This is a genomic window from Pseudomonas sp. CFBP 13602 (assembly GCF_014842725.1).
In the GTDB taxonomy this organism is placed as follows: Bacteria; Pseudomonadota; Gammaproteobacteria; order Pseudomonadales; family Pseudomonadaceae; genus Aquipseudomonas; species Aquipseudomonas baltica.
In genome coordinates this window covers 126212-150849 of the sequence record NZ_JACYVT010000006.1, presented here as the reverse complement: position 1 = coordinate 150849, position 24638 = coordinate 126212, and the positions used below count along the sequence as shown (strand labels likewise).

26 protein-coding genes are annotated in these 24638 nt (G+C 61.9%); 11 read left to right on the top strand and 15 right to left on the bottom strand.

The features are described 5' to 3' along the window. Positions 1-72 precede the first annotated feature (72 nt). Together rssC and rssB are read right to left on the bottom strand one after the other, a co-directional pair. Positions 73-555 (bottom strand): anti-sigma factor antagonist RssC, encoded by a 483-nt coding sequence (rssC, locus tag IFU31_RS14080; RefSeq protein ID WP_122477478.1) that lies wholly within the window; start codon positions 553-555, stop codon positions 73-75. Then, complete coding sequence (gene rssB, locus IFU31_RS14075; protein ID WP_192103333.1) at positions 552-1736, bottom strand: two-component system response regulator RssB; 1185 nt, start codon at positions 1734-1736, stop codon at positions 552-554. The genes rssC and rssB overlap by 4 nt, the downstream gene beginning before the upstream one ends. 287 nt (positions 1737-2023) lie before the next feature. On the opposite strand from rssB, the gene IFU31_RS14070 reads away from it, so the two are divergent. Next, positions 2024-2326 carry a PilZ domain-containing protein gene (locus tag IFU31_RS14070; RefSeq protein WP_122477474.1) on the top strand — a complete coding sequence of 101 codons (303 nt, stop codon included), beginning with the start codon at positions 2024-2026 and terminating at the stop codon, positions 2324-2326. 55 nt (positions 2327-2381) lie between these two features. Here the strand turns inward: IFU31_RS14070 and IFU31_RS14065 are convergent, their stop codons facing one another. After that, positions 2382-3083, bottom strand: a complete 702-nt coding sequence (locus IFU31_RS14065; RefSeq protein ID WP_122477473.1) for an MlaA family lipoprotein — start codon at positions 3081-3083, stop codon at positions 2382-2384. 270 nt (positions 3084-3353) lie between these two features. Between IFU31_RS14065 and IFU31_RS14060 the strand changes: the two genes are divergently transcribed. Then, the gene (locus tag IFU31_RS14060; RefSeq protein ID WP_122477471.1) at positions 3354-3617 is read left to right on the top strand and encodes a DUF4404 family protein; all 264 of its coding nucleotides are present in this window, start codon (positions 3354-3356) and stop codon (positions 3615-3617) included. Positions 3618-3665: 48 nt separating this feature from the next. Here the strand turns inward: IFU31_RS14060 and queF are convergent, their stop codons facing one another. From queF to IFU31_RS14040, 4 genes are all read right to left on the bottom strand, one after another. Further along, positions 3666-4496: an NADPH-dependent 7-cyano-7-deazaguanine reductase QueF gene (gene queF, locus IFU31_RS14055; protein ID WP_192103331.1), complete on the bottom strand. Its 831-nt coding sequence runs from the start codon at positions 4494-4496 to the stop codon at positions 3666-3668. A gap of 103 nt (positions 4497-4599) precedes the next feature. Next, positions 4600-5844 carry a lipoprotein-releasing ABC transporter permease subunit gene (locus IFU31_RS14050; RefSeq protein WP_192103329.1) on the bottom strand — a complete coding sequence of 415 codons (1245 nt, stop codon included), beginning with the start codon at positions 5842-5844 and terminating at the stop codon, positions 4600-4602. Between the two features lie 29 nt (positions 5845-5873). Further along, positions 5874-6557: a lipoprotein-releasing ABC transporter ATP-binding protein LolD gene (gene lolD / locus IFU31_RS14045; protein WP_192049034.1), complete on the bottom strand. Its 684-nt coding sequence runs from the start codon at positions 6555-6557 to the stop codon at positions 5874-5876. A gap of 7 nt (positions 6558-6564) precedes the next feature. Then, entirely contained in the window at positions 6565-7815 is a 1251-nt protein-coding gene (locus IFU31_RS14040; protein WP_122477464.1) for a lipoprotein-releasing ABC transporter permease subunit, read from the bottom strand. A gap of 95 nt (positions 7816-7910) precedes the next feature. Between IFU31_RS14040 and IFU31_RS14035 the strand changes: the two genes are divergently transcribed. Then, on the top strand, positions 7911-8498 hold the full coding sequence (locus IFU31_RS14035) for a PilZ domain-containing protein (RefSeq protein ID WP_122477463.1): 588 nt from the start codon (positions 7911-7913) through the stop codon (positions 8496-8498). 29 nt (positions 8499-8527) lie between these two features. Beyond that, complete coding sequence (locus IFU31_RS14030; RefSeq protein WP_192103327.1) at positions 8528-9250, top strand: glycerophosphodiester phosphodiesterase; 723 nt, start codon at positions 8528-8530, stop codon at positions 9248-9250. Between the two features lie 42 nt (positions 9251-9292). On the opposite strand, the gene sthA is transcribed toward IFU31_RS14030, so the two are convergent. Next, positions 9293-10687, bottom strand: coding sequence for a Si-specific NAD(P)(+) transhydrogenase (gene sthA / locus IFU31_RS14025; RefSeq protein ID WP_049859964.1), 1395 nt, complete (start codon positions 10685-10687; stop codon positions 9293-9295). Between the two features lie 223 nt (positions 10688-10910). Then, positions 10911-11822: a putrescine utilization regulator PtrR gene (gene ptrR / locus IFU31_RS14020; protein ID WP_192055512.1), complete on the bottom strand. Its 912-nt coding sequence runs from the start codon at positions 11820-11822 to the stop codon at positions 10911-10913. 100 nt (positions 11823-11922) lie between these two features. On the opposite strand from ptrR, the gene IFU31_RS14015 reads away from it, so the two are divergent. The 4 genes from IFU31_RS14015 to IFU31_RS14000 all read left to right on the top strand — a co-directional run bounded on the left by IFU31_RS14015 (position 11923) and on the right by IFU31_RS14000 (position 15694). Then, positions 11923-13296, top strand: a complete 1374-nt coding sequence (locus IFU31_RS14015) for an aldehyde dehydrogenase family protein (RefSeq protein ID WP_192103325.1) — start codon at positions 11923-11925, stop codon at positions 13294-13296. 68 nt (positions 13297-13364) lie between these two features. Next, complete coding sequence (locus IFU31_RS14010) at positions 13365-14231, top strand: pirin family protein (protein WP_192103323.1); 867 nt, start codon at positions 13365-13367, stop codon at positions 14229-14231. Positions 14232-14341: 110 nt separating this feature from the next. Next, positions 14342-14809: an Lrp/AsnC family transcriptional regulator gene (locus IFU31_RS14005; RefSeq protein WP_122477453.1), complete on the top strand. Its 468-nt coding sequence runs from the start codon at positions 14342-14344 to the stop codon at positions 14807-14809. A 366-nt stretch (positions 14810-15175) separates the two neighbouring features. Further along, positions 15176-15694: a sigma factor-like helix-turn-helix DNA-binding protein gene (locus IFU31_RS14000; protein WP_192103321.1), complete on the top strand. Its 519-nt coding sequence runs from the start codon at positions 15176-15178 to the stop codon at positions 15692-15694. 2 nt (positions 15695-15696) lie between these two features. On the opposite strand, the gene IFU31_RS13995 is transcribed toward IFU31_RS14000, so the two are convergent. Further along, positions 15697-18063 (bottom strand): DNA polymerase II, encoded by a 2367-nt coding sequence (locus tag IFU31_RS13995; protein WP_192103319.1) that lies wholly within the window; start codon positions 18061-18063, stop codon positions 15697-15699. A gap of 156 nt (positions 18064-18219) precedes the next feature. On the opposite strand from IFU31_RS13995, the gene IFU31_RS13990 reads away from it, so the two are divergent. Both IFU31_RS13990 and IFU31_RS13985 read left to right on the top strand, forming a co-directional pair. After that, complete coding sequence (locus IFU31_RS13990; protein ID WP_192103317.1) at positions 18220-20121, top strand: DNA topoisomerase III; 1902 nt, start codon at positions 18220-18222, stop codon at positions 20119-20121. 110 nt (positions 20122-20231) lie between these two features. Beyond that, entirely contained in the window at positions 20232-20522 is a 291-nt protein-coding gene (locus IFU31_RS13985) for a YkgJ family cysteine cluster protein (protein ID WP_192103543.1), read from the top strand. 16 nt (positions 20523-20538) lie between these two features. Here the strand turns inward: IFU31_RS13985 and IFU31_RS13980 are convergent, their stop codons facing one another. From IFU31_RS13980 to IFU31_RS13970, 3 genes are all read right to left on the bottom strand, one after another. Then, on the bottom strand, positions 20539-21216 hold the full coding sequence (locus IFU31_RS13980; protein WP_192103315.1) for an anti-sigma factor: 678 nt from the start codon (positions 21214-21216) through the stop codon (positions 20539-20541). A gap of 26 nt (positions 21217-21242) precedes the next feature. Further along, a complete protein-coding gene (locus tag IFU31_RS13975; RefSeq protein ID WP_192103313.1) occupies positions 21243-21779 on the bottom strand; it encodes a sigma-70 family RNA polymerase sigma factor in 537 nt (178 codons plus the stop codon). A gap of 96 nt (positions 21780-21875) precedes the next feature. Next, positions 21876-22412 (bottom strand): DUF3455 domain-containing protein, encoded by a 537-nt coding sequence (locus tag IFU31_RS13970; protein ID WP_185793126.1) that lies wholly within the window; start codon positions 22410-22412, stop codon positions 21876-21878. Between the two features lie 188 nt (positions 22413-22600). Between IFU31_RS13970 and IFU31_RS13965 the strand changes: the two genes are divergently transcribed. Beyond that, positions 22601-23518: a ZIP family metal transporter gene (locus IFU31_RS13965; protein ID WP_192103311.1), complete on the top strand. Its 918-nt coding sequence runs from the start codon at positions 22601-22603 to the stop codon at positions 23516-23518. Here IFU31_RS13965 and IFU31_RS13960 read toward each other — a convergent pair. Both IFU31_RS13960 and IFU31_RS13955 read right to left on the bottom strand, forming a co-directional pair. After that, the gene (locus IFU31_RS13960; protein ID WP_192055532.1) at positions 23510-24355 is read right to left on the bottom strand and encodes an NAD-dependent protein deacetylase; all 846 of its coding nucleotides are present in this window, start codon (positions 24353-24355) and stop codon (positions 23510-23512) included. The genes IFU31_RS13965 and IFU31_RS13960 overlap by 9 nt on opposite strands. A gap of 55 nt (positions 24356-24410) precedes the next feature. Further along, positions 24411-24632: a hypothetical protein gene (locus IFU31_RS13955; RefSeq protein WP_122477437.1), complete on the bottom strand. Its 222-nt coding sequence runs from the start codon at positions 24630-24632 to the stop codon at positions 24411-24413. Positions 24633-24638: the final 6 nt, after the last annotated feature.

The following is a 24638-nucleotide window of genomic DNA, read 5'->3' as shown; positions in this document are numbered from 1 at the left end:
AGTTTGCCGCACACGAAAAAGGCGACCGCAAGGTCGCCTTTTTTTATAGCCGAGCGAGTCACCCGAAGGTACTCAGCTGCGTTCCAGCGCGTTCACCAGATCGTGGAAGGCTTCGCGGTTGGACTCGTTCAGGCCCATGAGAATCTTGTGCGCTTCCAGCACCTTGGCCCTGACCACATCCTCGGACAGATCCTGCGAAGGCAGGTCGGTCAGGCAGTCGGGGCAAGGAATCGGGCGACCGACGATGTTGAACACCTGATCGAAACCCATGGACTGCAGCAGGCGCGTGATGTCCTCGTGAGTCGTCACCACCGTTGGCAGCAATCCGACTTTTTGACGAGACATGATCGACAACTTGGCCAGCAAGCCCAAGGTGGTGCTGTCGATGCTGCGGGTTTCGGTCAAGTCGATCACGATGGCTGAAAAATCGAGGGCGGTGAAGATCCGCTCGATCGTCGCATCCAGCGCCGAGCAGAGCGTCAGGCGCACCTCACCCACGAATTTCAACACGAACGTGCCGCTTTGTTCAGCAAACTGGATTCTACCAGTACTCATGCAAGGTTCCTGCTCAGCACCATCAGGGCGATATCATCCGGCATCTCCCCGAGTGTGGCCAGTCCAAACTTTTGCCGCAAGCCATCCAGGCTGCCGCCCGCTGCACTGACGATCTCAGGCAATGCAGCCTCTTTTTCCTTCAGCGTTTCGCCTGGCAGCAAGTCCAGTATCCCATCGGAAAGCAGGGTAAGGCTGAACTGCTCCGGCAACGCCATGACGTGATCGGTATACGTGGCTTCGTTGAACAGACCCACCGGCAGGCCGCGTCCCTGCAGGTACTGCGTTTGCTCGGGGGTGTACAGCACTGGAAGTGGCAAATGCCCGCCGATGCTGTAGGTCAACAGCCCGGTGTGCTCGTCGATCACCCCGCCGACCATGGTGACATGCTTGCCCAAACGCGTGTTGATCAAACCCCGGTTGATATGGCCCAACACGTCGGACGGTTTGAATTCGGGCATCGCACCACCGCGCCTTGATTCGAACATGAGGCGGGTGGTCATGAATTTCAACAGCACCGTGACGAATGCCGATGAAGCGCCGTGACCGGATACGTCGGCCAGATAGAACGCCACGCGGTGCTCGTCGACCCGGAAATAGTCGACGAAATCACCCGACAGGTACAGCGACGGGATGATCTGGTGTTCGAAACGGAATCCGTCGGTGCTCCAGGGACTCTGCGGCAGCATGTTCATCTGCACTTGCCGGCCGGCAGTCTGGTCTTCCTGCAGCAGATGCAGGCTGGCTTCCAGTTCACGATTGGCCGTTTCCAGCTTCTCACGGTAGCGACGATTCTCCAGCAGCAGCCGCGAGCGATCCAGGGCCCGGCGAACCGAGTGCTCAAGCACGGCCAGATCTTCGAGAGGCTTTATCAGGTAATCGGCGGCGCCCAGGCGCAACGCTTCGACTGCGTCGTTCATCACCCCGGCACCGGACAGCACGATCACTGGAATATCGGGAGAACGCTCGGTCACCTGGCGAATCAATTCAAGGCCGCCCACCTGCGGCATGCGCAGGTCGCAGATGACGAGATCGGGCTGTTGTTGCTCGAAGACCTGGAGGCCCTGCAGGCCATTGTTCGCCTGCAGCACGCTGAAGCTGCTGTCTTCGAGGTAGGCCGCAAGGCTTGCGCGCACCACATCGTCGTCATCGATGATCAGCAGCGTTGCACTGGTTTTCTGCATGTGGGCAAACGGCGCCAGAAATTGGTTGTCGTAAGTAGGTCAGCAAGGTAAAAACTGGCGATGCAAGCAATGGGTCGCCTACCTTTACTTCTAGCCTCTCGCAGAGGCGAATACAAGCGCTGGGTGCCCTGAGCATTCGGATGCAGAGGTGCCTTGTAAGGCGCAGACGGTACTCCCATCCGGCAAGCGTTTCAAGGGTGTTGCGACACGGGCCAGGGCGGGCCGATTGGCCTATTACCTTGGGTTATAAGAACGTTAACAATAGCAACCAGATCGAAGGACAAACCATGAGCCACAGTGATCGTGACTACAGTGAGAAACGTGATTTCATCCGCATGACTGTGGATGCAAAGGTCGACCTCAGGGTCGGCGACGTTGTCGTTCCCGCCGTATGCAAGGATCTTTCGAGCACCGGTATGCAGCTGGAAGCCCAGACTCAATTAAGCGTAGGAGATCAGGTTGGCGTCCATCTGCCTTCCAACCATCCCACGCTCAGCGATCTGGACATCCAGGCAGAAGTGATACGCGTGGAAAGCTCGAAGCAGGATGGTATGCAGATCATAGGCCTGCACACGCTGAGCATGGACTGAACGCCGCGCATTAAAAAGGCGACCCTCGGGTCGCCTTTTTAATGCCTGGTTACAATTAAAAATCGTCTTCCACTTGGCCATCTTTGACCCGGAATTCACGGTTCTGCAAGTAAGCGTTACGCAAGAAGATGTACTTGTCGCCGTTGATCAGCTTTTCAGCAGACAGCAAGCTCGCGCGCGTATCCACCAGGTTCACCCCCAGCGTGGTATTGCGGGTCGGCACGTGGTCGATGTAGCGATACGGTGAGGTATAGGTATCGGGATACTTGGCGAACGCATCGCGCACGGTACTTGGCCCCATCAGCGGCAGGACTACATAAGGCCCACTGCTTACACCCCAGTAGCCCAGGGTCTGGCCGAAATCCTCGTCGCTGCGCTGCAGGCCCATCTTGGTGCCCACATCGAAGAAGCCGAACAGGCCGAAGGTGGTGTTGAAGATCAGCCGTGCAGTGTCGGTACCGGCAGCCGCAGGCTTGAGCTGCATGACGTTGTTGGCCAGGTTGCCGACGTCGCCGATGTTGCTGAACACGTTATGAATGCCGTCTTCCAGGAACTGCGGCGTGATCCACTGGTAGCCTTGGGCGATAGGCTTGAGCGCATAGGTATCCAAGGTATCGTTGACCCGGAAAATCGCACGGTTGACCGGCTCCCATGGATCCTCTTCGGCGGCCTGTGCTACCACGGGCGCCACGGCAAGCCCCAGGAGCAGACAGGCTCCAGCCACTCGGTCGATGACAGCTGAACCGGTCAGACGCATACGTGTTACTCCTTGAGATACGATTGGGTCGCATGCGACCGCCAACAAAATGTGGCCCAGTATAAAGTGTCCAGGCCGGATTAGGCAGTGCGCTGGCGAACGCAGCGCTGCCGATCAATCTGAACGTACCCATGCCAGACTTCAGGCCCGCCCTCAAGTTCATTCGCGCGGCCGTCTGGAACGGCATGGAGTCCCAATGATGTGAGCCGACACGGACCTTTGCGCACGGGGCGCGGTCCATGTAAGTGCCTATCACTCAAGGAGAACGTCATGCCAGCCCGCGAATTGCAGGAACAACTCGATGAACTGCGCGAGCAACTGGAAAAGAACCAGACGCTGTCGCTCGAGGAGCGTGAAGACATGCGCGTCCTGATGGAGCAGATCAAGGCGCGCATGGAGCTGGAAAATGCCACGGCGGACCCTTCCGTCGCCGACAGCGTGAACCTGGCCGTCGAGCGCTTCGAAGTCGACCACCCTGGTGTGGCTGGCGCACTGCGCAATATCGTGCAGACGCTCGGCAACATCGGTATCTGAAGACGGTACAACTGCAGCCGCCTGCCCAAGCGGCTGCTGGATGCACCCTTACTGGCGAACCAGCCGGCCATTGGCCGCGGGCAGCGCGTCAGTGCTGCGGTAGGGGTTGATGTCCAGGCCGCCGCGGCGTACGTAGCGGGCGAACACGGTCAGTCTTTCTGGCTGCAGAAGTCGCTGCAGATCGGTAAAAATCCGCTCGACACATTGCTCGTGAAAATCCGAATGCTGACGGAAGCTGACCAGGTAGGCCAGCACGCTGGCGTGGTCCAGCGCCGGACCGCTGTAGGCAATACACACACTGCCCCAGTCCGGCTGGTTGGTGACTGGGCAATTGGACCGCAGCAGATGGCTATGGATGGTTTCTTCCACGAGTGAGCTCGGGTCGCAACGCAGCAGCTCCGGCTGTGGGTGGTCGTAGCTGCTGACCGTGATGTCCAACTTGTCGATGCACACCCCAGGCAGTTGAACGACGCCCTCCGCCTGCACATCTTCCAAGCGGCGCACCTTGACGCCCACCGTCTTGCCGGCAGCCCCGGAAAGGTCCGCCACCAGCACGGCCTGCAGGTCATCGATCGACGCAAACGCCGTCTGGTTGAGCGAGTTCAGGTACAGCTTGAACGACTTGGATTCGATGATGTTCGGTGAATCCGCAGGAATGGTGAATTCACCAATGGCTACGACCGGCTTTCCCGAAGGCAGCAACCAGGAAAGCTCGAAGCAATTCCACACGTCCACGCCGGTATAGGGCAGGGTTTCCGCGCTCAAGCCCAACTCGGCCCACTTTGCTGCGCGGGGAATGGGAAACAGCAACGAGGGGGTGTAGGTGGAAACGTACTCGCTGGACTTGCCCAGGGGAGAATGTTCGGCTGCGGGATGCATGAAATAAACCTGACTGAATGAACGACGGCAGTTTAGCGAATTTGCCGCGTTGCTGCATGGCGACGACGGCGCGGCTGCAAGGCCGCACCGCAGTCGTCATGGATCACTCGTAGCGCAGGGCGTGCGCCGGTTCGATCTGTGAAGCCCGATAGGCAGGGTAGATAGTCGCAAGGAAGCTCAGCACCAGCCCTGCCCCGCAGATCAGCATGACATCCCCACCCTGCAGCTCGGAGGGCAGATTGCTGATGAAATACACGTCCGAAGTGAAGATGTGCTGGCCGCTGATGCGCTCCACCCAGCCGACGATGGCGCTGACGTTGATTGCCGCGATTACGCCCAGCACACCCCCGATCACGGTGCCGGCCACGCCGATGACCGTACCCTGGACCATGAAGATCCCCATGATCTGCCTCGGCGTAACGCCGATGGTACGCAGGATGGCGATATCCGCGCCTTTGTCGTTCACCACCATGATCAGGGTGGCAATGATGTTGAACGCCGCTACCGCAACGATCATCAGCAGCAACAGGCCAATCATGGTCTTTTCCATTTTCATGGCACTGAACAGGCTGCCCTGGGTATGGGTCCAGTCGTCGGCCTTGTAGGCCGTGCCGAGGTCCTTGACGATGGCGGCACTGACCTCGGGCGCCGTGTACAAATCCTTCAGCTTGAGCCGTACGCTTTGCACCTGCCCCGGCTGCCAACGCTGCATTTCCGCCGCATCCGCCGCGTTGATCAGGCCCATGGAGCCATCGAGTTCGGCGCCGACCTTGAACACGCCGACCACGTTGAGACGCTGCATGCGCGGGGTGATGCCACCCGGCGCAGTGCTGACTTCCGGAACGATAAGGGTGATCTTGTCGCCCACGTTCAAGCGGAAGCGCCTGGCGGTGATTTCACCGACGACAACGCCGAATTCACCTGGCTTGAGATCCTCCAGGCGTCCCTGGACGATGTGGTCGGCGACGATCGACACCTCGCCCTCGCGGGCCGGATCGACACCGCTGATCTGGATCGGCTGCATCATGCCCTTGTACGAGAGCATGCCGTCGAGCTCGGTGAACGGCACGGCCGCCAGCACTTCGGGGTTTTTCATGGCGGCGGCAGCGACGGGGCGCCAATCGTCCAGCGGCTTCACGCCCTGGATCATGGCGTGGGGCACCATGCCCAGGATGCGCGAGCTCATTTCGCGCTGGAAGCCGTTCATCACCGACAGCACCACGATCATCGCCAGCACGCCCAAGGCAAGGCCGATCATCGAGGTCATGGAGATGAACGAAATGAAGTTCTTGCGCCGCTTGGCGCGGGTGTAGCGCAAGCCGATGAAAATTGACAAGGGTCTGAACATGCAGAGGTAACCCGTTAGAAAAGAAGAAGCTAGATCGGCACCAGACGCCCGTCTTCCAGACGCAGTACGCGGTCCATCTGTCGGGCCAGGCTCAGATCATGGGTGACCACCAGAAACGCGGTGCGCAGCGAAACGCTGAGCTCGAGCATCAAGTCCTGAATGCCTTGCGCGGTGTGGTTGTCGAGGTTGCCTGTGGGCTCGTCGAGCATCACCAGCCCCGGCGTGTTTACCAAGGCCCGGGCAATGGCCACGCGCTGACGCTCACCGCCCGACAGCTCCGCCGGCTTGTGCTGCAGTCGATGGCCCAGGCCCACGCGCTCCAGCAATGCAGTGGCGCGCTGTTTCGCCTCGGGGATGGCGGTCTTGCCGATCAGCAGCGGCATGCAGACGTTTTCCAGCGCAGTGAATTCGGGCAACAGGTGATGAAACTGGTAGACGAAGCCCAGGGCACGATTGCGCAGCAGCCCGCGCGCCCGCTCGTTCAGCGCCGAAAGCTCTTCACCCGCCAGCCACACGCTGCCGCGGCTGGGCGTATCGAGCCCGCCAAGCATGTTGAGCAAGGTGCTCTTGCCCGAACCGGAGCTACCAACGATAGCCACGCGCTCACCGGCGTGCAGCTCCAGTTGCAGGTTGTCCAGCACGACCACGGATTCAGGGCCTTCCTCGTAGGATTTACCCAGGTTGCGACAACTCAGTACTGCTTGTTCACTCATGCCCGACTCACTCATAACGTAACGCCTCCGCCGGCTGGGTACGCGCAGCACGCCAGGCCGGATACAGGGTGGCGAGGAAACTCAGAACCAATGCCGCGCCGCAGACCATGAACACATCGTTGGCCATGAGCTGCGAAGGCAGGTAGTCGATGAAGTAGACATCGGCATTGAGAAACTTGTGGCCGATGGCTTTTTCCAGCAGGGCAATGGCAGCGCTGACGTTCAAGGCCGCCAGAATGCCGACCACGGCGCCGATCAAGGTGCCGACCACGCCGATCACCGTGCCCTGCACCATGAAAATGCGCATGATCTGCCCGGGCGTCGAGCCCAGGGTGCGCAGAATGGCGATATCGCCCTTCTTGTCGTTGACCACCATCACCAGCGTGGAAATGATGTTGAACGCGGCCACGGCCACGATCAGCAGCAACAGCAGGCCGATCATGGCTTTCTCCATGCCGATGGCCTGGTAGAGATTGCCGTGGGTACGGGTCCAGTCGCGCGCATAGTAGGTCTGGTCCCCCAACTGCTTGGCGATCTGCCAGGACACTCGCGGAGCCTGGAACAGATCTTCGAACTTCAAGCGCAGCCCCTGAACTTCGCCCGCTTTCCAGCGGTGAAGCTTGCCCAGGTCTTCGAGGTTGGCAAGGCCCAGGTAGCCGTCGAGCTCGCCGGCGCCGACGTGAAAGATGCCGGTCACGGTGAAGCGCTTCATGCGCGGGAACATGCCGGCCGGGGTGACCGTGACTTCAGGTGCGACGAAGGTGACCTTATCGCCCACACCCACACCCAGCTTGGTCGCGGCCTTGTCGCCGATCATCAGGCCGAACTCGCCGGCCTTGAGGTCATCGACCCTGCCCTGCTTGACGAAGGCGTCGATGATCGAGACGTTGTGTTCCTGCGCAGGATCGATGCCATTGAGCAGGATTTTCTGCACCTGGCCGGCGTGGGTCAGCAAACCCTGCATCTGGGTGAACGGCGCGACTGCCGCCACCTGCGGGTTCTGCCGGACCTGAGCTGCCAGCGCCGGCCAGTCGGCGATGGGCTGGCCGGATTCGACGGTGGCGTGGGGCACCATTCCCAGCACGCGGGTGCGCATCTCGTGATCGAAGCCGTTCATCACCGACAGCACCACGATCATCACGACCACGCCCAGGGCGAGGCCGATCATCGAGGTGAGCGAGATGAACGACACGAAATGATTGCGCCGCTTGGCACGGGTGTAACGCGCGCCAATGAAAACGAAAAGAGGTCTGAACATGTCGGGGCTTGTTCGGGTGAAAGAGGAGACGTCCTGCTGGCAGGGCGTGACGAGCAGCTTTACACTCGGACCATCGCCTCTACCCTGGGTTCGTCATGTCGACATCAGATGAAGAAGATCGCCGCGAATACTATCGCATCGATGACCGCATCGCACTGGAAATCACCATACTCCCGGCCAGCGAGACGGCGGGCGAAGACATGTTGCAGGATGCGTCGCCGCTGTTCGACCTGCTTGGCGAAATGCACCTGGCCGAGTTCGAAACCCAGCATCTGCTGCGCCAGCTCGGCGAAGCCGACCGTGCCGTGGAAGCCGTGCTCAAGGCCCAGAACAAGCGTATCGACCTGCTTGGCCAAGTGGTTGCGCAGACGCTAGTCGAGCGTATCGGCGAGGCTCGGCCAGTGGTGCTGTCCGAGGGCGGCCTGGCGTTCTTCCAGCAACAGCCGATGGAGGAAAATACGCGCCTGGCGTTGCGGATCGCGCTGATGCCCCAGGCGCTAGGGCTATCGCTCAAAGCAAGCGTCACCAACTGCATCGCAGTGGGTAACGACCAGTTCGAGATCGGCACCCAGTTCGTCGACATCAGCGATGCCCAGCGTCAGCTGCTCGCCCGTTACATTCTGCACAAGCAGCAGGTTCAACGACGTCAGGCGCGCGAGCGGCAAGACGCGACCACCGACTGACACCCACTCTTCTCACTCAAGGAGCGAACGTGACGCTTATCTATGGCCATCGCGGTGCCAAGGGCGAAGCCCCGGAAAATACCCTCGCAAGCTTCAAGCAATGCCTGGAACAAGGTGTGCGCCGATGCGAGCTGGACCTGCATCTGTCCAGGGACGGCGAACTGATGGTCATCCATGACCCCACCCTCAAGCGCACCACTGGCCGTGGCGGCAAGGTCGTCGAGCACGACGCCCAGGCGCTGACCCGCTACGACGCGCGCAAGGGTGGGCCGGGATGGGTGTCGCCCTGCCCCATTCCACGCCTCGAGGAACTGTTCGAGCAATGCGCCTTCGAGCACTGGCAACTGGAAGTGAAGAGCGCATCGCGCACGCGCGCTGCCAGCACTGTGCTGGCAATCCGCGAACTGGCACAGCGCATGAATCTGCTGGACAAGATCACCATCACCTCCAGTTCACGGGAAGTGCTGCGCGCCGCTTTGGAGTTAACCCCGGACGTCGCCCGCGGTCTGGTGGCCGAATACGCCTGGCTGGACCCGATCAAGGTTGCCCAGGGCTACGGCTGCGAGATGCTCGCCTTGAACTGGACGCTGTGCACACCGGAGCGCCTGCTCAAGGCCCAGCGCCAGGGTCTGCATGTGTCGGTATGGACCGTCAACGAGCCTGCACTGATGCGCAGGCTCGCCGACTTCGGCGTGGACAGCCTGATTACAGACTTTCCCGGTTTGGCCAGCGCCACCCTCGAGAATCGCTGAAATCGGTCTCCCCGGCCGGCTCAGGCCACCGGCCGGAGCCGCTCAAAAAAGCCGGTTGAGGCCGTCGTAGGCTGCAACCCGATAGGCTTCGGCCATGGTCGGGTAGTTGAAGGTAGTGTTGACGAAGTACTTCAGGGTATTGAGTTCGCCGGGCTGGTTCATGATCGCCTGGCCGATGTGCACGATCTCCGAGGCCTGGTCGCCGAAGCAATGCACGCCGAGTACCTGCAGGGTTTCGCGATGGAAGAGGATCTTCAGCATGCCCACCGGCTCGCCGGAAATCTGCGCGCGGGCCATGCCCTTGAAGAACGCCTTGCCCACCTCGTATGGCACCTTGGCCTGGGTCAGTTCGTGCTCGTTCTTGCCGATCGAGCTGATCTCGGGAATGGTGTAGATCCCGGTCGGCACGTCGTTGACGAAGCGCCAGCTGCCGTTGTCGACCACACTGCCGGCTGCGGAGCGGCCCTGGTCGTGGGCAGCACTGGCCAGGCTCGGCCAGCCGATCACATCGCCTGCCCCATAGATCGTCGGCACCGAGGTGCGGTAGGCCTCGTCGACGCTGATCTGGCCCCGGCCATTGACTTTGATGCCAATGTTTTCCAGGCCCAGGCGATCGGTGTTGCCGGTACGGCCGTTGCACCAGAGCAAGGCATCGGCCTTGATCTTCTTGCCAGACTTGAGGTGCAGCACGACCCCGTTCTCGAGGCCTTCGACTTTCTCGTATTCCTCATTGTGCCTGACCATCACGTTGTTGTTGCTGAAGTGATAGCTCAAGCCCTGGGAAATTTCCGCGTCGAGGAAGCTGAGCAACTGCTCGCGGTTGTCGATCAGCTCGACCAGCACGCCCAGGCCGCTGAAAATCGACGCGTACTCGCAACCGATGACGCCGGCGCCGTAGATGATCAGTTTGCGTGGAGTATGGGTGATGCTCAGCACGGTATCGCTGTCGTAGATGCGCGAATGGCTGAAGTCGATGTCGGCGGGCCGGTAAGGCCGCGAACCGGTGGCAATGATGACGCTCTTGGCGATGAGTTTTTCTTGCGCACCATTGGCGCAGATCACTTCGACGGTTTGCTCGTCGGAGAAACTGCCGGTGCCGAAGAACACGTCGACGCGGTTGCGCGCGTAGTAGCTGGTGCGCGAGGCCACCTGTTTGGCGATCACCCGCTCGGCGCTCTTGAGCACGTCCGGGAACGAGAACCAGCGTGGCTCGCCAATGGCACGAAACATCGGGTTGGTGTTGAACTGGATGATCTGCTTGACCGAATGGCGCAGCGCCTTGGAAGGAATGGTACCCAGATGGGTGCAGTTGCCGCCGACCTGGCGCCGACTGTCGACCATGGCCACCTTGCGCCCGGCCTTGGCGGCGTTCATCGCCGCCCCTTCTCCGGCGGGGCCGGAACCCAGCACCACTACGTCGTAGTTGTAGACAGCCATGCGTACTCCTTCAAATCTGGCCGGGCGCCACGACGGCGCCAGCGGCTGGCGTGCCCTCATCAGGCATCGAAAAACTTGCGGTGCATTCTATAGCAAGCGCAGGCACCGCGAACATTTACCCTGGGTCGGCGCGTAGCCTATTTTCCGTGGCCGGCAACGTCAACGTTTGCCTGCGACATTTCGCCACCCTGCGACCGTCGAAAATCCCCGCCCCTGTGAATGACTAGGTCAGCGCAGTGCCAGATGCCGAAGCCCTGGAGGCCGCAGAGGTCTGAGGGACGCTGTCGTCGAGCAGTTCGAGCATCGCCGCCAGGTTGGGCGAACCTGCGCCACGGCGCCAGATCAGCCAGGTGTGCAGCCAGCGAAACTCTTCGGCCAGGGTCCAGACACTGACGTTGCTGCTGCCGGGCATGCTTTCCAGCATGCTGCGCGGCATCAAGGCCAGGCCGGCGCCGGCACTGACGCAGGCGAGCATGCCGTGATAGGACTCCATTTCGAAGATCTTGCCAGGCGCGGCGCCGTCGGCGACGAACCAGTTCTCGAAATGCCGCCGGTAGGAACAGTTGGCGCGAAAGGCATAAATGGTTTCGCCATTGACGTCCTGGGCTCGGGACACCGGCGCATGACTGCGCGCACTGACCAGAACCATTTCCTCGTCGTACACCACCCGGCCGTCGAGCAGTGGATGACGCAACGGGCCGTCGACGAAAGCGGCGGCCAGGCGCCCGCCGAGTACGCTGTCGAGCATGTCGCCCGACGGCCCGGTGGACAGGTCCAGCTCGACCTTGGGATAACGATGATGGTACGCCGCCAGCAACGGGGGAATGCGCACGGCTGCCGTGCTTTCCAGCGAGCCCAGTGCGAACGAGCCCTGCGGTTCGGTGCCGGAGACCGCCTGACGCGCCTCCTCGACCAGATCGAGGATGCGGCGCGTGTAGTCAAGAAAACTCCAGCCATTGGGCGACAGGCGCAAGCGCAGTTTTTCGCGGATGAACAGATCGACCCCCAGTTCGCTTTCCAGTTGCTTGATCCGCGTCGTGAGGTTGGAAGGCACCCTATGCACGCGCTGAGCGGCGGCGGCAATACTGCCTTCCTCGGCCACGGCGCGAAACAGCTCCAATTGGGTCAGGTCCATACATTCTCCAAACGAGATGGTTTTGGTTATTATTATTCAGTTTTCATGATTTAACCATGCCCGTATCGTGGCTGACATCTTCCTTCGACAGGTGAACGCCATGACGCATGCCATCTCCATGAACCCGGCCACCGGCGCCGAGCTGCGACGCTACCCCTTCGACAGCGAGGCGCAACTCGAGGACACCCTCGCCGGCAGTTTTGCCGCCTTCGAACAATGGCGCTACGTTGCGCTCGGTGAGCGCGCTGCAGCCATTGCACGCATGGCAGACGTGCTGCGCGAAATGAGTGAGCCGCTGGCGCAGATGATCACCCTGGAAATGGGCAAGCCCATCACCCAGGCGCGCGCCGAAGTCGAGAAGTGCGCCGGACTGTGCCAGTGGTACGCCGAACACGGCCCGGCGATGCTCGCCGCCGAAGCGACCCAGGTGCCAGGCCAGAAAGCGCGCATCGAATACCGCCCGCTAGGCCCGGTGCTGGCGGTGATGCCGTGGAATTTCCCGCTCTGGCAAGTCTTGCGCGGCGCCGTACCGGTGATCCTGGCTGGCAATGGCTATCTGCTCAAGCACGCGCCGAACGTGATGGGCAGCGCCACGCTGCTGCGTGAGGCGTTCGACCAGGCGGGCCTGCCCCACGACCTGTTCGGTGTGCTCAATGTCGAGCCCGCTGGTGTATCGCGGGCCATTGCCGACCCACGGGTCGCTGCCGTGACCGTGACCGGCAGCGTCGGTGCAGGCTCGGCGATTGCCGCACAAGCCGGTGCGGCGCTGAAGAAGTGCGTACTGGAACTGGGCGGCTGCGACCCGTTCATCGTTCTGGCCGATGCCGACCTGGACGAAGCGGTCAACGCTGCCCTGCTCGGCCGCTTCCAGAACACCGGCCAGGTCTGCGCCGCCGCCAAGCGCCTGATCGTCGAGTCGAGCATCCTGCCGGACTTCACCGAACGCTTCGTGGCCGCAACGCGCGCCCTCAAGGTCGGCGACCCGCAGCTCGACGACACCTATATCGGCCCCATGGCTCGCTTCGATCTGCGCGACGAGCTGGATGGCCAGGTACAGGCTTCCATCGAGCAAGGCGCCCAGTTGCTGCTGGGCGGACACAAGCTGGTCGGCGACGGCAATTATTACGCGCCCACCGTGCTTGCCAACGTGCAGCCGGGCATGACCGCCTTCGATCAGGAGCTGTTCGGCCCCGTGGCCTCCATCGTCGAGGCGCGCGATGCGCACCACGCGCTGGCACTGGCCAACGACAGTGATTTCGGGCTGTCGGCAACGGTGTGGACCGGGGATGTGGAGATGATCGAATATTTCACCGAGCGCCTGGAAACCGGTGCGATCTTCATCAACGGCTACGGTGCCTCGGATGCCCGCGTGGGCTTCGGTGGCATCAAGAAAAGCGGCTTCGGACGCGAGCTGTCGCACTTCGGTTTGCGCGAGTTCTGCAACGCGCAGACGGTCTGGCTGGATCGCCGCTGAGCTGTTCAGGCAACGGGCTTGTACGGCATAGTCATGCACCGCATTGACTCTCCGCACCCCGAGGCCCCATGACCCGAACCGTCCTCCAGCAGTTTCCCGCGCAGCGTGACGACATCGGTGACCTGATCACCCGTCGCCCGCTGCCTGGCCCCGGCATCGAGCAGCTCGATCCGTTCCTGTTTCTCAATCACCACGGTCCGCAGACCTACCCCCCCAACAACCAGGGGCTGCCGTTCGGGCCGCATCCCCATCGTGGCTTCGAGACGGTCACGTTCATCCTCAAGGGCGAGCTGTCGCACCTGGACAGCGGCGGCCATGAAAGCATCATCGGTGCCGGCGGCGTGCAGTGGATGACGGCGGGTTCCGGGCTGGTGCATGCCGAGTTGTCGCCGCAGTCGTTCAAGCGCGAAGGCGGCCCGCTGGAGATCCTCCAGCTGTGGGTCAACCTGCCAGGGCGTTTGAAAATGACACCCCCGGCCTATGTCGGCCTGCAAGGCGCGGACATCGCCACGATCACCGAGCCTCTGGCCGAGGTCCGCCTGATTTCCGGGGACTATGTTTCCGCCGAGCATGGCGCCAGGCGCGGACCGATCGAGTCGTTGACCGGCCTGTGCCTGATGACCGTACACCTGCAACCCGGCGCCCGCCTCTCGCTGCCGGCACCGTTGGGCGAAAACGTCTTTCTCTACGTGGTCGACGGCGAGGCCGAGATCGCCGGGGCCTCGCTGCAATGCCATCATCTGGTCAAACTCAGTGACACGCACGACACGGTAACGGTCGATGCCACTGGCCCAGCCACGCTGCTCTATGGCCATGGCGCGCCACTGGGCGAACCAGTGGCCAGCTACGGTCCGTTCGTGATGAATACTCGCGAGGAAATCCAGCAGGCGTTTGCCGATTATCAGGCGGGCAAGTTCGGTCATATCGCAGACTGAGCGTGCCGCGTTGCCTTGGCCAATCAGCGCTGGTGACTGGAGCAAAACGTCAGAAACGAGTAATACTCTGCATGAAGTCGACCCGATAACCACAAGAACCGGACTCATTCATGCAAACCAGCCTCAGCCCGATCGATCGGCGCATCCTGCGCCTGCTCCAACACGACGCGGACCTCTCGGCGGCCCAGGTCGCCGAACGTGTGGAGCTGTCCCAGTCACCCTGCTGGCGACGCATCCACCGCATGCAGGAAGAAGGGCTGATCGAGCGCAAGGTTGCCCTGCTCAACCCGAAAAAACTCGGCCTGAGCATGACCATCTTCGTCAGCATCAAGCTGTCCGGGCACGGCCGGCGGCACCTGACCGAATTCGAGGAAGCCATCATCGGCTACCCGCAGGTGCTCGAGTGCTACACGATGGCGGGCGGCATGGATTTCATGCTCAAGGTGGTGGCCAAGGACATTGCCAGTTACGAGCGGTTTTTACGCGACCATCTGCTGCAGAAGCCGCATGTGCAGGAAGCCTACTCGAATATCGCCATGAGCGAAGTCAAGCGGACCACCGAGCTGCCGCTGGAGTGAGGGATGGGCGCACAAGAAAAACAGGAAACCACAGACAAATCATTTGACATGCAAATGATAACGATTATTATTGAGCTCAACCGGTCGAGAGATCGGTTGGATAATCCGAAGGGCCTTAGGTCGGACCTTCAGATTATCTCCTCATCAGGCTAATCACGGTTTTTGACCCGGCTTTTTGCCGGGTCTTTTTTTTGGATCTTCAGGCTAATGAAGAGCGTTGCACGCCGTCGGTTTCGAACTTCACCGACTTGAAGGCGCCACTGCAAAGATGGCGCGGATGATATCAAAAGAACATCGGAAAACGGAAGTCCGAACTCGCTTTCTCTCTACAGATGACCAGGTTTCGCGCAAATGGAGGTGTCACCGATGACCCCGCTGCTCACGCCCTCGCACGATCTGTCAGACCTCATTCACGACCAGCCACACCCGGACCGTCTTCATCGACAATTGCTGGATCTGCCAAGGCGGACTCGACAAGTCCTGCTCTACAGCCGCCTCGACGAACTTCCCTACCTGGACATCGCCCAGCGCTTGCATACGACAGTCGGCGACGTCGAAGCCAGGATGCAGGCCGCGCTGCGTGCCTGCTGTACACCTCTCCTTGCCGGCCAGAACATGGCCATCCACTGGTACGTCAAGCTGCAAAGCCCATTGACCACCGCCAGCGAGCGCATCGACTTCCGGCGCTGGCTGGACAGCGACGGCGCTCATCCGTCCGCTTTCCATGCCACCGAGCTGCAATGGCGCCAGCTGCTCGCGCCAGCCACGCTGCTGGGCCACGACCGCTGGCACCACAAGGCACGCCAGGGGCTGGGGCTGCGGGGCTGGGTGACAGCAGGCCTGGCCCTGGCGCTGGCCATGGAGCTCATCAGCCAGAGCCTCTGAGCCTACTGAAACAGACCCAGCTGGCCACCGATCAGCGTGTTGAAGTCGTCGTCGACGAACGGCAGGATCGCATCGGCAATGGGTTGCAGCTGCCGGGTCAGGTAATGGTCGTAGTCAATGGCTGAATCTCGTACTTCCAGAGGTTCGGGCCCCGCCACCGTCATGACGTAGCTGATCCAGCCGCCGCGCTGATACTGCAGGGGCCGCCCCGTAGAGCGGTTGTGTTCATCGGCGATGCGCGCCGCTCGAACGTGAGGCGGCACGTTACGCTGATAGTCGTGCAAGGGCCTGCGCAGTCGCTTGCGGTAGACCAGCAAATCGTCCAGCTCACCTGCCAGGGTTCGTTTCACGTAATCGCGAACATACGACTGATAACCCTGATAGTGGAAAATTCTCGAGTACAGCGACTTCTGGAACTCACGGGCCAGCGGCGACCAATCGGTGCGAACGCTTTCCAGTCCTTTGTAGACCATCTCGTCCTGGCCGTCGGCGCGTCTGACCAATCCTGCATAGCGCTTCTTGCTGCCTTCTTCCGCACCCCGGATGGTCGGCATCAGGAACCGCCGAAAATGGGTTTCGAACTGCAGTTCCAAAGCGCTGTTCAATCCATATTCACGCTGAAGATGCTGCCCCCACCAAAGGTTGACCTCGGCCACCAGCTCCTTGCCGACGCGGCTGGCCTCGACTTCGTCGTGGGCGCTGTTGAGCCAGACGAACGTGGAGTCGGTGTCGCCGTAGATCACCTGGTAACCGCGTGCCTCGATCAGCTCGCGGGTACGGCGCATGATCTCGTGGCCGCGCAGGGTGATCGACGACGCCAGGCGTGTGTCGAAAAAGCGACAGCCACTGGACCCCAGAACACCGTAGAACGCGTTCATGATGATCTTCAGCGCCTGCGACAGCGGCGCGTTGCCCTGCGCCTTGGCCGTCTCGCGCCCCTTCCAGACGCTGGCGACAATGGCGGGCAGGCAATGCCGCGTACGTGAAAAGCGCGCGCCGCGAAAGCCTGGAACCGAGTGTTGATCGTCTGGGTTGGCCAGACCTTCCGCCAGACCTACCGGGTCGATCAGGAACGTGCGAATGATCGATGGATACAGGCTCTTGTAGTCCAGCACCAGCACCGACTCGTACAGGCCGGGCCGTGACTCCATGACGAAACCGCCTGGGCTGGCCTCGGGTGGGCGTTGGCCGATATTGGGCGCTACGAACCCCTGGCGATGCATCGCCGGCAGATACAGATGGGTGAAGGCGGCGATCGAGCCACCGCTGCGGTCCGCTGGCAAGCCGGTGACGCTGGCGCGTTCGAGCAGGAAGGTGAGCAGTTGCGTCTTGGCGAAGATCCGCGTGACCAGCACGCAATCCTTGATGTTGTAGCGCGCCAGGGCCGGTTTGTCCTCGGCGAACATGCGGTTTATTTCGTCCATGCGCTGGTACGGCGTGGAAATGTCCTTGCCCTCGCCCAACAGAGTCCGCGACACGTTTTCGAGACTGAACGAGGGAAAGGTCCAGGTCGCCGAACGCAGCGCTTCGACCCCGTCGATGATCAGCCGGCCCGGCGCGCCAGCGAAATAGTGGTCGCTGCCGCTGCCGTGTTCGCGCCAGGTCATCTCCGCGCCACCGCGGCCCAGCAACAAGGGTACGTTGAGGCGTCTGGCGTGTTCGTGCAGGACGCGCAAGTCGAACTGCACGACGTTCCAGCCGATGATCACGTCCGGGTCGTGTTCGGCGAACCAGGCATTCAGGCTTTGCAGCAGTTCCACCCGGCTCTGCCGGTAATGCAGGGCAAAATCCAGCGTGCGCGCATCGCCGTTGGGCGGTCCCAACATGAACACATCACGTTGGCCACAGCCTTCGATGCCGATGCAGTACAACTCACCCTGGGCGGTGGTTTCTATGTCCAGCGACGCCAGCCGTAGCTGTGGACGGTAGGCCGACGCCGGCTTGAGCCTGGCCTCGTGGTATTGGCCGTCGGCTTGCAGTTGTCCATCGAAGCCCACGGCCGCCGTAATGAAGCGCTCCATCAGGTAACGCTCCGGTGGACGAATGTCAGCCTCGTACACTGCTATGCCGGCTTGCCTGAGCATGGTTTCCAGACGTTGCAACTGGCCGTACTGCCGGCAATACAGGCCTGAGACAGGTTGCTGGTCGAAATCGCGCAGCGCCAGCGGTTTGAGCTCCACACCGACCTCGCCTTCGAGCAGACGCCGCGCGTGTTCCTGCTGCAGTCTCGGCAGGAAGGCGACCGAAGGCTGGAGCGGCAGGCGTACCAGCCGCGGCCCGGCATCGGTCGCCAGCCACAGTTCGACCTGGGTGCCTTCGGCGGTGTCGCGCCAATGTCGCGTCAGGATGAAACCCTGTTGTGGGGTCACGGCGGCGGGCCTTTAACGAGGAAAGTAGGCGCGGCGGCTGCAGGCCGAGCTCATATGAAGCAACATCATAAACTGTACATCCATACACATAAAGCTTGCCTGTCTTGATACGTCTGGCATGCTACGGCTCTGCACGGCTTCTTCATCAAGGTACCTATGCGGCTGTTTCTCTGCGAAAAACCTTCCCAGGCTAAAGACATCGCCAAGGTGCTGGGCGCCACGCGCCGCGGTGATGGCTGTTGGATCGGCAATGCCGTCACGGTGACCTGGTGCATCGGGCACCTGCTGGAAACCGCGCCGCCCGACGCCTACGACGCGCGCTACAAGCGCTGGGTGCTGGCCGATCTGCCGATCATCCCGCAGCAATGGAAAATGCAGGTGAAACGCAAGACGGCCAGCCAGTTCAAGGCGGTCAAGCGCTTGTTGAGTGAAGCCCAGGCGCTGGTGATCGCAACGGACGCGGACCGCGAAGGCGAAATGATCGCCCGCGAGCTCGTCGATCACTGTCGCTACCGCGGGCCGGTGCAGCGGCTGTGGCTGTCGGCCCTGGACGACGCCTCGATTCGCAAGGCGCTGGCGGCTCTCAAGCCGGGCGCCGAGACGTTCTCCCTGTATCACAGCGCCCTGGGGCGCTCGCGGGCCGACTGGTTGATCGGCATGAACATGAGCCGGCTGTTCACCCTGCTCGGCCGTCAGGCGGGGTACCAGGGCGTGTTGCCCGTGGGGCGGGTACAAACCCCGACCCTGCGCCTGGTGGTGGACCGCGACCGAAGCATCGCCGATTTCGTCCCCGCCGCCTATTGGGCCATCGATGTGCAACTGCTCGGCGAACAGACCGAGTTCACGGCGCAGTGGATACCGCCAGCAGACCGTTGCGACGATCAAGGACGCTGCCTCAACCAGGCGCTGGCGCAGCAGGCCGCTGCAGCGCTCAGCCAGGCAAGCCACGCAACGCTGCGCAAACTGCGTACCGAGCGCGTCAAGGAGGCCGCCCCCCTGCCCTTCGACCTGGGCACCTTGCAGGAGGTCTGCTCGAAGAAGCTCGGGCTGGGGGCACAGGAAACCCTGGACGTGTCGCAGGCACTGTATGAAACCCACAAGGTCATCACCTATCCACGCAGCGACTGCGGCTACCTGCCGGTCAGCCAGCACGGTGATGCCAGAGCGATCATTGCAGCCCTGGGCCGCGCCGACCCCGAGCTGGCAGCGTTGCTCCCCCACCTCGATGCGCAGCGGCGCTCACGCGCCTGGAACGACGCCAAGGTCGGCGCCCACCACGGCATCATTCCAACCGCGGTCGCGGCAACGCCCGACAAGCTGCAGGGCAAGTACCGCGCGGTGTATACCCTGATCCGCGCCCGCTACCTGGCGCAGTTTCTGCCCAATCACGAATACGACCGCACCCAGGCCGACTTCGACTGCAGCGGTCAGGCGTTGCGCGCGGTCGGCAAGCAGGTGGTCGAACCCGGCTGGAAGCGCGCCATACCGCAGGCGCTCGGCGCTGCCAAGGGTCGCGAAGCGCCGGCTCCACAGCCATTGCCGCGGCTGATCGAGGGCCAGCGCTGCGTGGTACGTGACGTGAAGCTCAAGGACCTGTGGACCCAACCCCCGAAACCCTTCACGGAAGGTGATTTGATCAAGGCGATGAAAAACGTCGCCAAGCTGGTCGAAGACCCGCGCCTGAAGCAGAAACTCAAGGACACCACCGGGATCGGCACCGAGGCCACCCGCGCCGGCATCATCCAGGGCCTGCTGGATCGCGGCTACCTGACCAAGCAGGGCAAGGCACTGGCGGCGGCACCCGCCGCCTTCAGTCTGATCGACGCGGTACCTCGAGCCATCGCCGACCCGGGCACCACTGCCATCTGGGAGCAGGCGCTGGACATGGTGCAGAGCGGTGAGATGTCGCTGGAAACCTTCGTCGCCAAACAATCGGCCTGGATGAGCAAGCTGGTGGAGCGTTGCGCCGGGTTGCGCATGGTCATCAGCGGTCCTGCGCCAAAAGGCGCGACGCCGTGGAAAAACAAGCGCAAGCGCAAGTCTTCAAAGGCAGCCTGACCTGCAATCCGTCGCCTTGAGCCTGAAGGTGCACGGCTTGCTTTGTGAAATGGCGCAACTACCGGTACGCTGCGCCGATCATTTCCTGCCAGGCACTGCCCTTGATTGCGCTGCATGACATCGCTGTGACCAGCGACATCGACCCCTCCATCAGCTGTGACCGCTGCGCCGCCAAGTGCTGTCGCCTGGAAGTCATGCTGATCACCGACACCGGCGTACCGGAGCGCTTCATTGAAGTGGACGAATGGGGTTCGGAAACCATGTCGCGCCTGGACGATGGGTGGTGTGCCGCATTGGACCGACGCTCCATGAGCTGCAGTATCTACCTGAATCGCCCGTTGATCTGTCGCGAGTTCGACATGGGCGGGCCGGACTGCCAAGAAGAGCGCATGCGCCCTTAAGCAGCCCGGTTACGGGTCATATCACCTTGACCGCACGACCGATGAACTGGATTGGGCCGGTTGGCCTGCCTGTCGTCGAGCCTGACTTGGGCTCCAGGGTCAGCTCGAACAACTGGTTGTTCTCCAGCGGCGGAAGCTTGTCCAGGGCTACGTGTACGCTCTGCCCCGGTTCCACCAGACCCAGCGAGACAGGACCTTGCCAGCTGTCGGCCTTGGTCCAGAACTGCAGGGCGCGGTCAGCCGGCACCGCCGTATCGTTCAACGGAATCAGCTGGACCTCCCTCGAGTCACTGGCCTGCACCACCCAACCTGGCGCCTTGTCCTGCGGCGCGATGAGCACGACGACATAGGCTGGACCCGGCACCGGCGCGCGAACGTTGAACAACAACGCGCCCAGCACCAGCGTCGCCGCCAGCCCGGCGCCCGCCAACCCGCGCCAGACACCCAGGCGATTCCACCAAATCGGGATCGGCTGCGCGCCTGCGCCGTCGAGGCTGCGCTGGATCCGTGGCCACAGCGTCGCCGGCGTCTGCACAGGCGTGACGCGTTCAGCCAGTGGCAACAGGCGCGCTTCCCATGCATCGACGGCCGCGCGCAGTTCTAGGTCAGTGGGCAGTCGCCGTTCGACTTCTGCCCGCCGCGCTGCATCGAGCGTTCCCAGCACATACTCGCTGGCCAGTTCTTCAGTATTCATGGGCTCTACCGTCTCGCTTCGTTCGCTCATCCCATGCACTCACGCAGTGATGCCAGGCTGCGCTTGATCCACGCCTTGACCGTGCCCAGCGGCGTTTCCAGCCGCTGGGCGATCTCGGCATGGGTGTAGCCATCCAGATAAGCGTGGTACAGGCACTGGCGTCGCTGCGGCTCCAGTTGCTCCAGGCACCCGTCGATCCGCGCACTGCCCAGTGCCGCATCTGCGGCTTCGTCGGTGAACAACGACTGCAGATCGTCCTCGTTCAGCCCGCGCAACCGCGCGTTGCTGCGAATGTGGTTGAGCGCAAGGTGCCGGGTAATGGTGAACATCCACCCCCGCGCCGAACCTCGCTGCGCGTCGAAACTGGCGGCTTGCGTCCAGATCCGCAGGAACGCATCGTGGACGATATCTTCGGCCAACGCTCGATCGCCGACAATGCGCAGAGCCACGGCCAACAGGCGCCCGCCTTCGCGCTGATACAAGCCGTGCAGTGCCTGGCGATCGCCACGGGCACAGTTCTGCAGGGCAACTTCGTAATCGAATGGATTTTCCGGCAAGGACAAGAAAGACCGCCATGGCAAGTGGGAGAATGAAGCTCGCTCGGCAGTGTAGACCAGGCGCGCGGACTTGCCGTTCCGCGCGCTGTGTCTATACGACTTTTACTTGGCGGACCAGAAAATGTAGTCGGCCTGGTATTTGACGATTTCTTTCTGACCCTTCTGCGCGGTGGTACACGCGCTGGTCGGGGCAACGCCGCCCTTGAGTGCGGTGCGCTGGATGTAGGTCACGCCCTGCATGGCGCCCTTGCCTTCGACCGGATTGGCTTTGACCAACTGGTAAGGCAGATTGCCGTCACCGGCCGGTGCGACAGCAACCTGAGTGCCGGTCACCTTGGAGCCGTCTGCCGACTGCCAGGTGGCGGGCGGGCCGAAATAGGTGCCTACTTGCTTGCCGGAGCGATCATTGAGAACGGCCTTGGGACCAACGAACGTCCACTCTGTCTGGCCAGCGGCATTGGCCTTGTCACGGCATTCATAAGTGATTTCGCCCATGCCGACGGTTTCCATCGCGACCTTGTTGCCAGCCGGAACCTGAACCGGAGCAGGCAGATCCATCTGCGCGTGGGCAGTGGTGGCCAGGGCGAAGGTGGCGGCAAAGAGGACGTTGGCCAGGCAGAAACGGTGTGTGCTGTTCATGTCGTAAGCTCCATAAGAGTGATCGAACCGGCAGCGCCTTGTGTAGCTGCTGTAGGTACTACTCATCAGCGGGGCATTTGGATGCAGTTAAAAAAAGATTTTTCCTACAATGCCCATTCACATGCAGCGCAACCCCTGTCGCTTATTCGGGTCCATGCTTAAGCCCGCAGCAATTTCCAGAGAGACCTATGCCTTCCAACACCGCCACCAACGACAGCTGGCCACAGCGTTTTCGCGACAAACCCTGGTTATGGACCCTCACCGGCCTGCTTCTGGCCGTCAGTGCGGTGGTGGTGGTATGGAGCATCGTCAATGCCCTGCTGCACGCCGACCGTCAACATGCCTGGTATGCACTGCTGGGTGGCACCGGTGGCTTTGCAGCGACTGCCCTGGGCGCATTGATCGCCCTGGCACTGAGGGAAATATCCTCCAAGGTACAGGACGTGATGCTTGGCTTCGCCGGCGGCATGATGCTGGCGGCCAGTACCTTCTCGCTGTTGCTGCCAGGCCTGGCAGCCGCCAATACCCATACAGACAGCCCCGCCGTCGCCGCCTTGGTGGTGATCCTCGGCCTGGGGCTTGGCGTGGGCTTGATGCTGGCGCTGGACAAGGTCATTCCCCACGAGCATGAAAACGCGGGCAGACACGGCCCGAACTCCGAACGAATTCACCGGGTGTGGCTGTTCGTTCTGGCCATTACCTTGCACAACCTGCCTGAAGGCATGGCCATCGGCGTGAGCCTGTCCGACGGCAACCTTGCGGTCGGCATCCCTCTGACCAGCGCAATCCTGTTGCAAGACATTCCCGAAGGCCTGGCCGTGGCCATGTCATTGCGGGCGACGGGGCTCAGCGCGGGCAAGGCTGCCTTGGTGGCGATGGGCTCTGGCCTGATGGAACCGCTGGGTGCGATGGTGGGCCTTGGGCTGTCGAGCGGGTTCGCGCTGTCTTACCCGATCAGCATGGGACTGGCCGCTGGTGCCATGATTTTCGTGGTGTCTCACGAAGTGATTCCTGAAACCCACCGCAATGGTCACCAGACCCCGGCAACGCTGGGCCTGATGCTGGGGTTCGCGGTAATGATGTTCATGGATACCGCGTTAGGTTGACGACTGGCTGCCCTGGACCAGCCTTTGCGCTATCTGGGGCAGAACCTGCTCGCACGGCTGCGTGACCTTGATGCTGAGCAGTCCATCGGCGCGAGTGCGGCCCATGTTGATCGCCAGCAGGCGTTTGCCTTGGCGAGACATCTCCTGACACAGGCGAAAGCTCGAATAGGCCATCAGTGATGTGCCGACGATCAGCATGCCAGGCGCCGCTTCCACTGCCTTCCACGCGGCCCGAGCCTGCTCCGGTTCGACGCCTCCGCCAAAGAACACCACGTCAGGCTTGAGCAGATCGCTGCCACAGCAAGGACAATGGGGCATGCGGAATGCCTCGAGAAAGCGCGCTGCCAGTTGTGCATCACCATCAGGCGCGAGTACCGCATGCACGTCCTGCAGGTAAGGATTCTGCTCTTCGAGCAGCAACTGCACATCGTCGCGCCGCAGTCGCATGCCGCAATCCAGACAGACCACTCGGTGCAGGTTGCCATGGAGTTCGACGACGTTGCGGCTGCCAGCCACATCGTGCAGCCCGTCGACATTCTGGGTGATCACCCCGCTGATCAGGCCCTGCCCCTGCAGTGCTGCCAGCGCCTGGTGAGCCGGGTTGGGCGTGGCCTGGTGCACACCACGCCAGCCCACCATCGCCCGGGCCCAGTAGCGCTTGCGCGTGGCGGGGCTGGCAATGAAATCCTGATGCATGATCGGTGCGCTGCCCCGCCTGACCCCGTCGCTATCGCGATAATCGGGAATGCCGGACGCGGTACTGATGCCTGCCCCGGTCAGTACCAGATAAGGGGCCTGCGCCATCTGCTGGTAAAGGTCATCGGCGAGTTCGACCATGGCTGCAATTACCTCGAGTTAGCGGGAGGCCACACGGCCGAGCAAAAGCGCAGGTTCAGGATTGCGAGGGGGTAGCCTGGTCCATCAGCTCGTCAACCGCCTTGGCGCACTGGACGCGATAGTCGGCAGGCAGCAGGCACAACTGCGGGCTGCCCAGGAGCCTGAGCTTCGCCGCTTCGGCAACCGCTTGCATGTCGACCCCGCGCAACGAAAATTCCTCGAGCAACGCCTGCATCGCATGGTGACGCTGATCCGGGCTGGACGTTGAAATCGACATATTTTT

Coding starts and splice junctions, on each gene's coding strand:
- ptrR (WP_192055512.1), bottom strand. CDS start 11,822: ATGGACCTGACCCAATTGGAGCTGTTTCGCGCCGTGGCCGAGGAAGGC.
- IFU31_RS13965 (WP_192103311.1), top strand. CDS start 22,601: ATGCCTTCCAACACCGCCACCAACGACAGCTGGCCACAGCGTTTTCGC.
- IFU31_RS13960 (WP_192055532.1), bottom strand. CDS start 24,355: ATGGTCGAACTCGCCGATGACCTTTACCAGCAGATGGCGCAGGCCCCT.
- IFU31_RS13970 (WP_185793126.1), bottom strand. CDS start 22,412: ATGAACAGCACACACCGTTTCTGCCTGGCCAACGTCCTCTTTGCCGCC.
- IFU31_RS13955 (WP_122477437.1), bottom strand. CDS start 24,632: ATGTCGATTTCAACGTCCAGCCCGGATCAGCGTCACCATGCGATGCAG.
- IFU31_RS14050 (WP_192103329.1), bottom strand. CDS start 5,844: ATGTTCAGACCCTTGTCAATTTTCATCGGCTTGCGCTACACCCGCGCC.
- IFU31_RS14065 (WP_122477473.1), bottom strand. CDS start 3,083: ATGCGTCTGACCGGTTCAGCTGTCATCGACCGAGTGGCTGGAGCCTGT.
- IFU31_RS13990 (WP_192103317.1), top strand. CDS start 18,220: ATGCGGCTGTTTCTCTGCGAAAAACCTTCCCAGGCTAAAGACATCGCC.
- IFU31_RS14005 (WP_122477453.1), top strand. CDS start 14,342: ATGCAAACCAGCCTCAGCCCGATCGATCGGCGCATCCTGCGCCTGCTC.
- IFU31_RS14060 (WP_122477471.1), top strand. CDS start 3,354: ATGCCAGCCCGCGAATTGCAGGAACAACTCGATGAACTGCGCGAGCAA.
- sthA (WP_049859964.1), bottom strand. CDS start 10,687: ATGGCTGTCTACAACTACGACGTAGTGGTGCTGGGTTCCGGCCCCGCC.
- IFU31_RS14000 (WP_192103321.1), top strand. CDS start 15,176: ATGACCCCGCTGCTCACGCCCTCGCACGATCTGTCAGACCTCATTCAC.
- IFU31_RS14040 (WP_122477464.1), bottom strand. CDS start 7,815: ATGTTCAGACCTCTTTTCGTTTTCATTGGCGCGCGTTACACCCGTGCC.
- rssB (WP_192103333.1), bottom strand. CDS start 1,736: ATGCAGAAAACCAGTGCAACGCTGCTGATCATCGATGACGACGATGTG.
- IFU31_RS14035 (WP_122477463.1), top strand. CDS start 7,911: ATGTCGACATCAGATGAAGAAGATCGCCGCGAATACTATCGCATCGAT.
- rssC (WP_122477478.1), bottom strand. CDS start 555: ATGAGTACTGGTAGAATCCAGTTTGCTGAACAAAGCGGCACGTTCGTG.
- lolD (WP_192049034.1), bottom strand. CDS start 6,557: ATGAGTGAACAAGCAGTACTGAGTTGTCGCAACCTGGGTAAATCCTAC.
- IFU31_RS14015 (WP_192103325.1), top strand. CDS start 11,923: ATGACGCATGCCATCTCCATGAACCCGGCCACCGGCGCCGAGCTGCGA.
- IFU31_RS14070 (WP_122477474.1), top strand. CDS start 2,024: ATGAGCCACAGTGATCGTGACTACAGTGAGAAACGTGATTTCATCCGC.
- queF (WP_192103331.1), bottom strand. CDS start 4,496: ATGCATCCCGCAGCCGAACATTCTCCCCTGGGCAAGTCCAGCGAGTAC.
- IFU31_RS14010 (WP_192103323.1), top strand. CDS start 13,365: ATGACCCGAACCGTCCTCCAGCAGTTTCCCGCGCAGCGTGACGACATC.
- IFU31_RS13980 (WP_192103315.1), bottom strand. CDS start 21,216: ATGAATACTGAAGAACTGGCCAGCGAGTATGTGCTGGGAACGCTCGAT.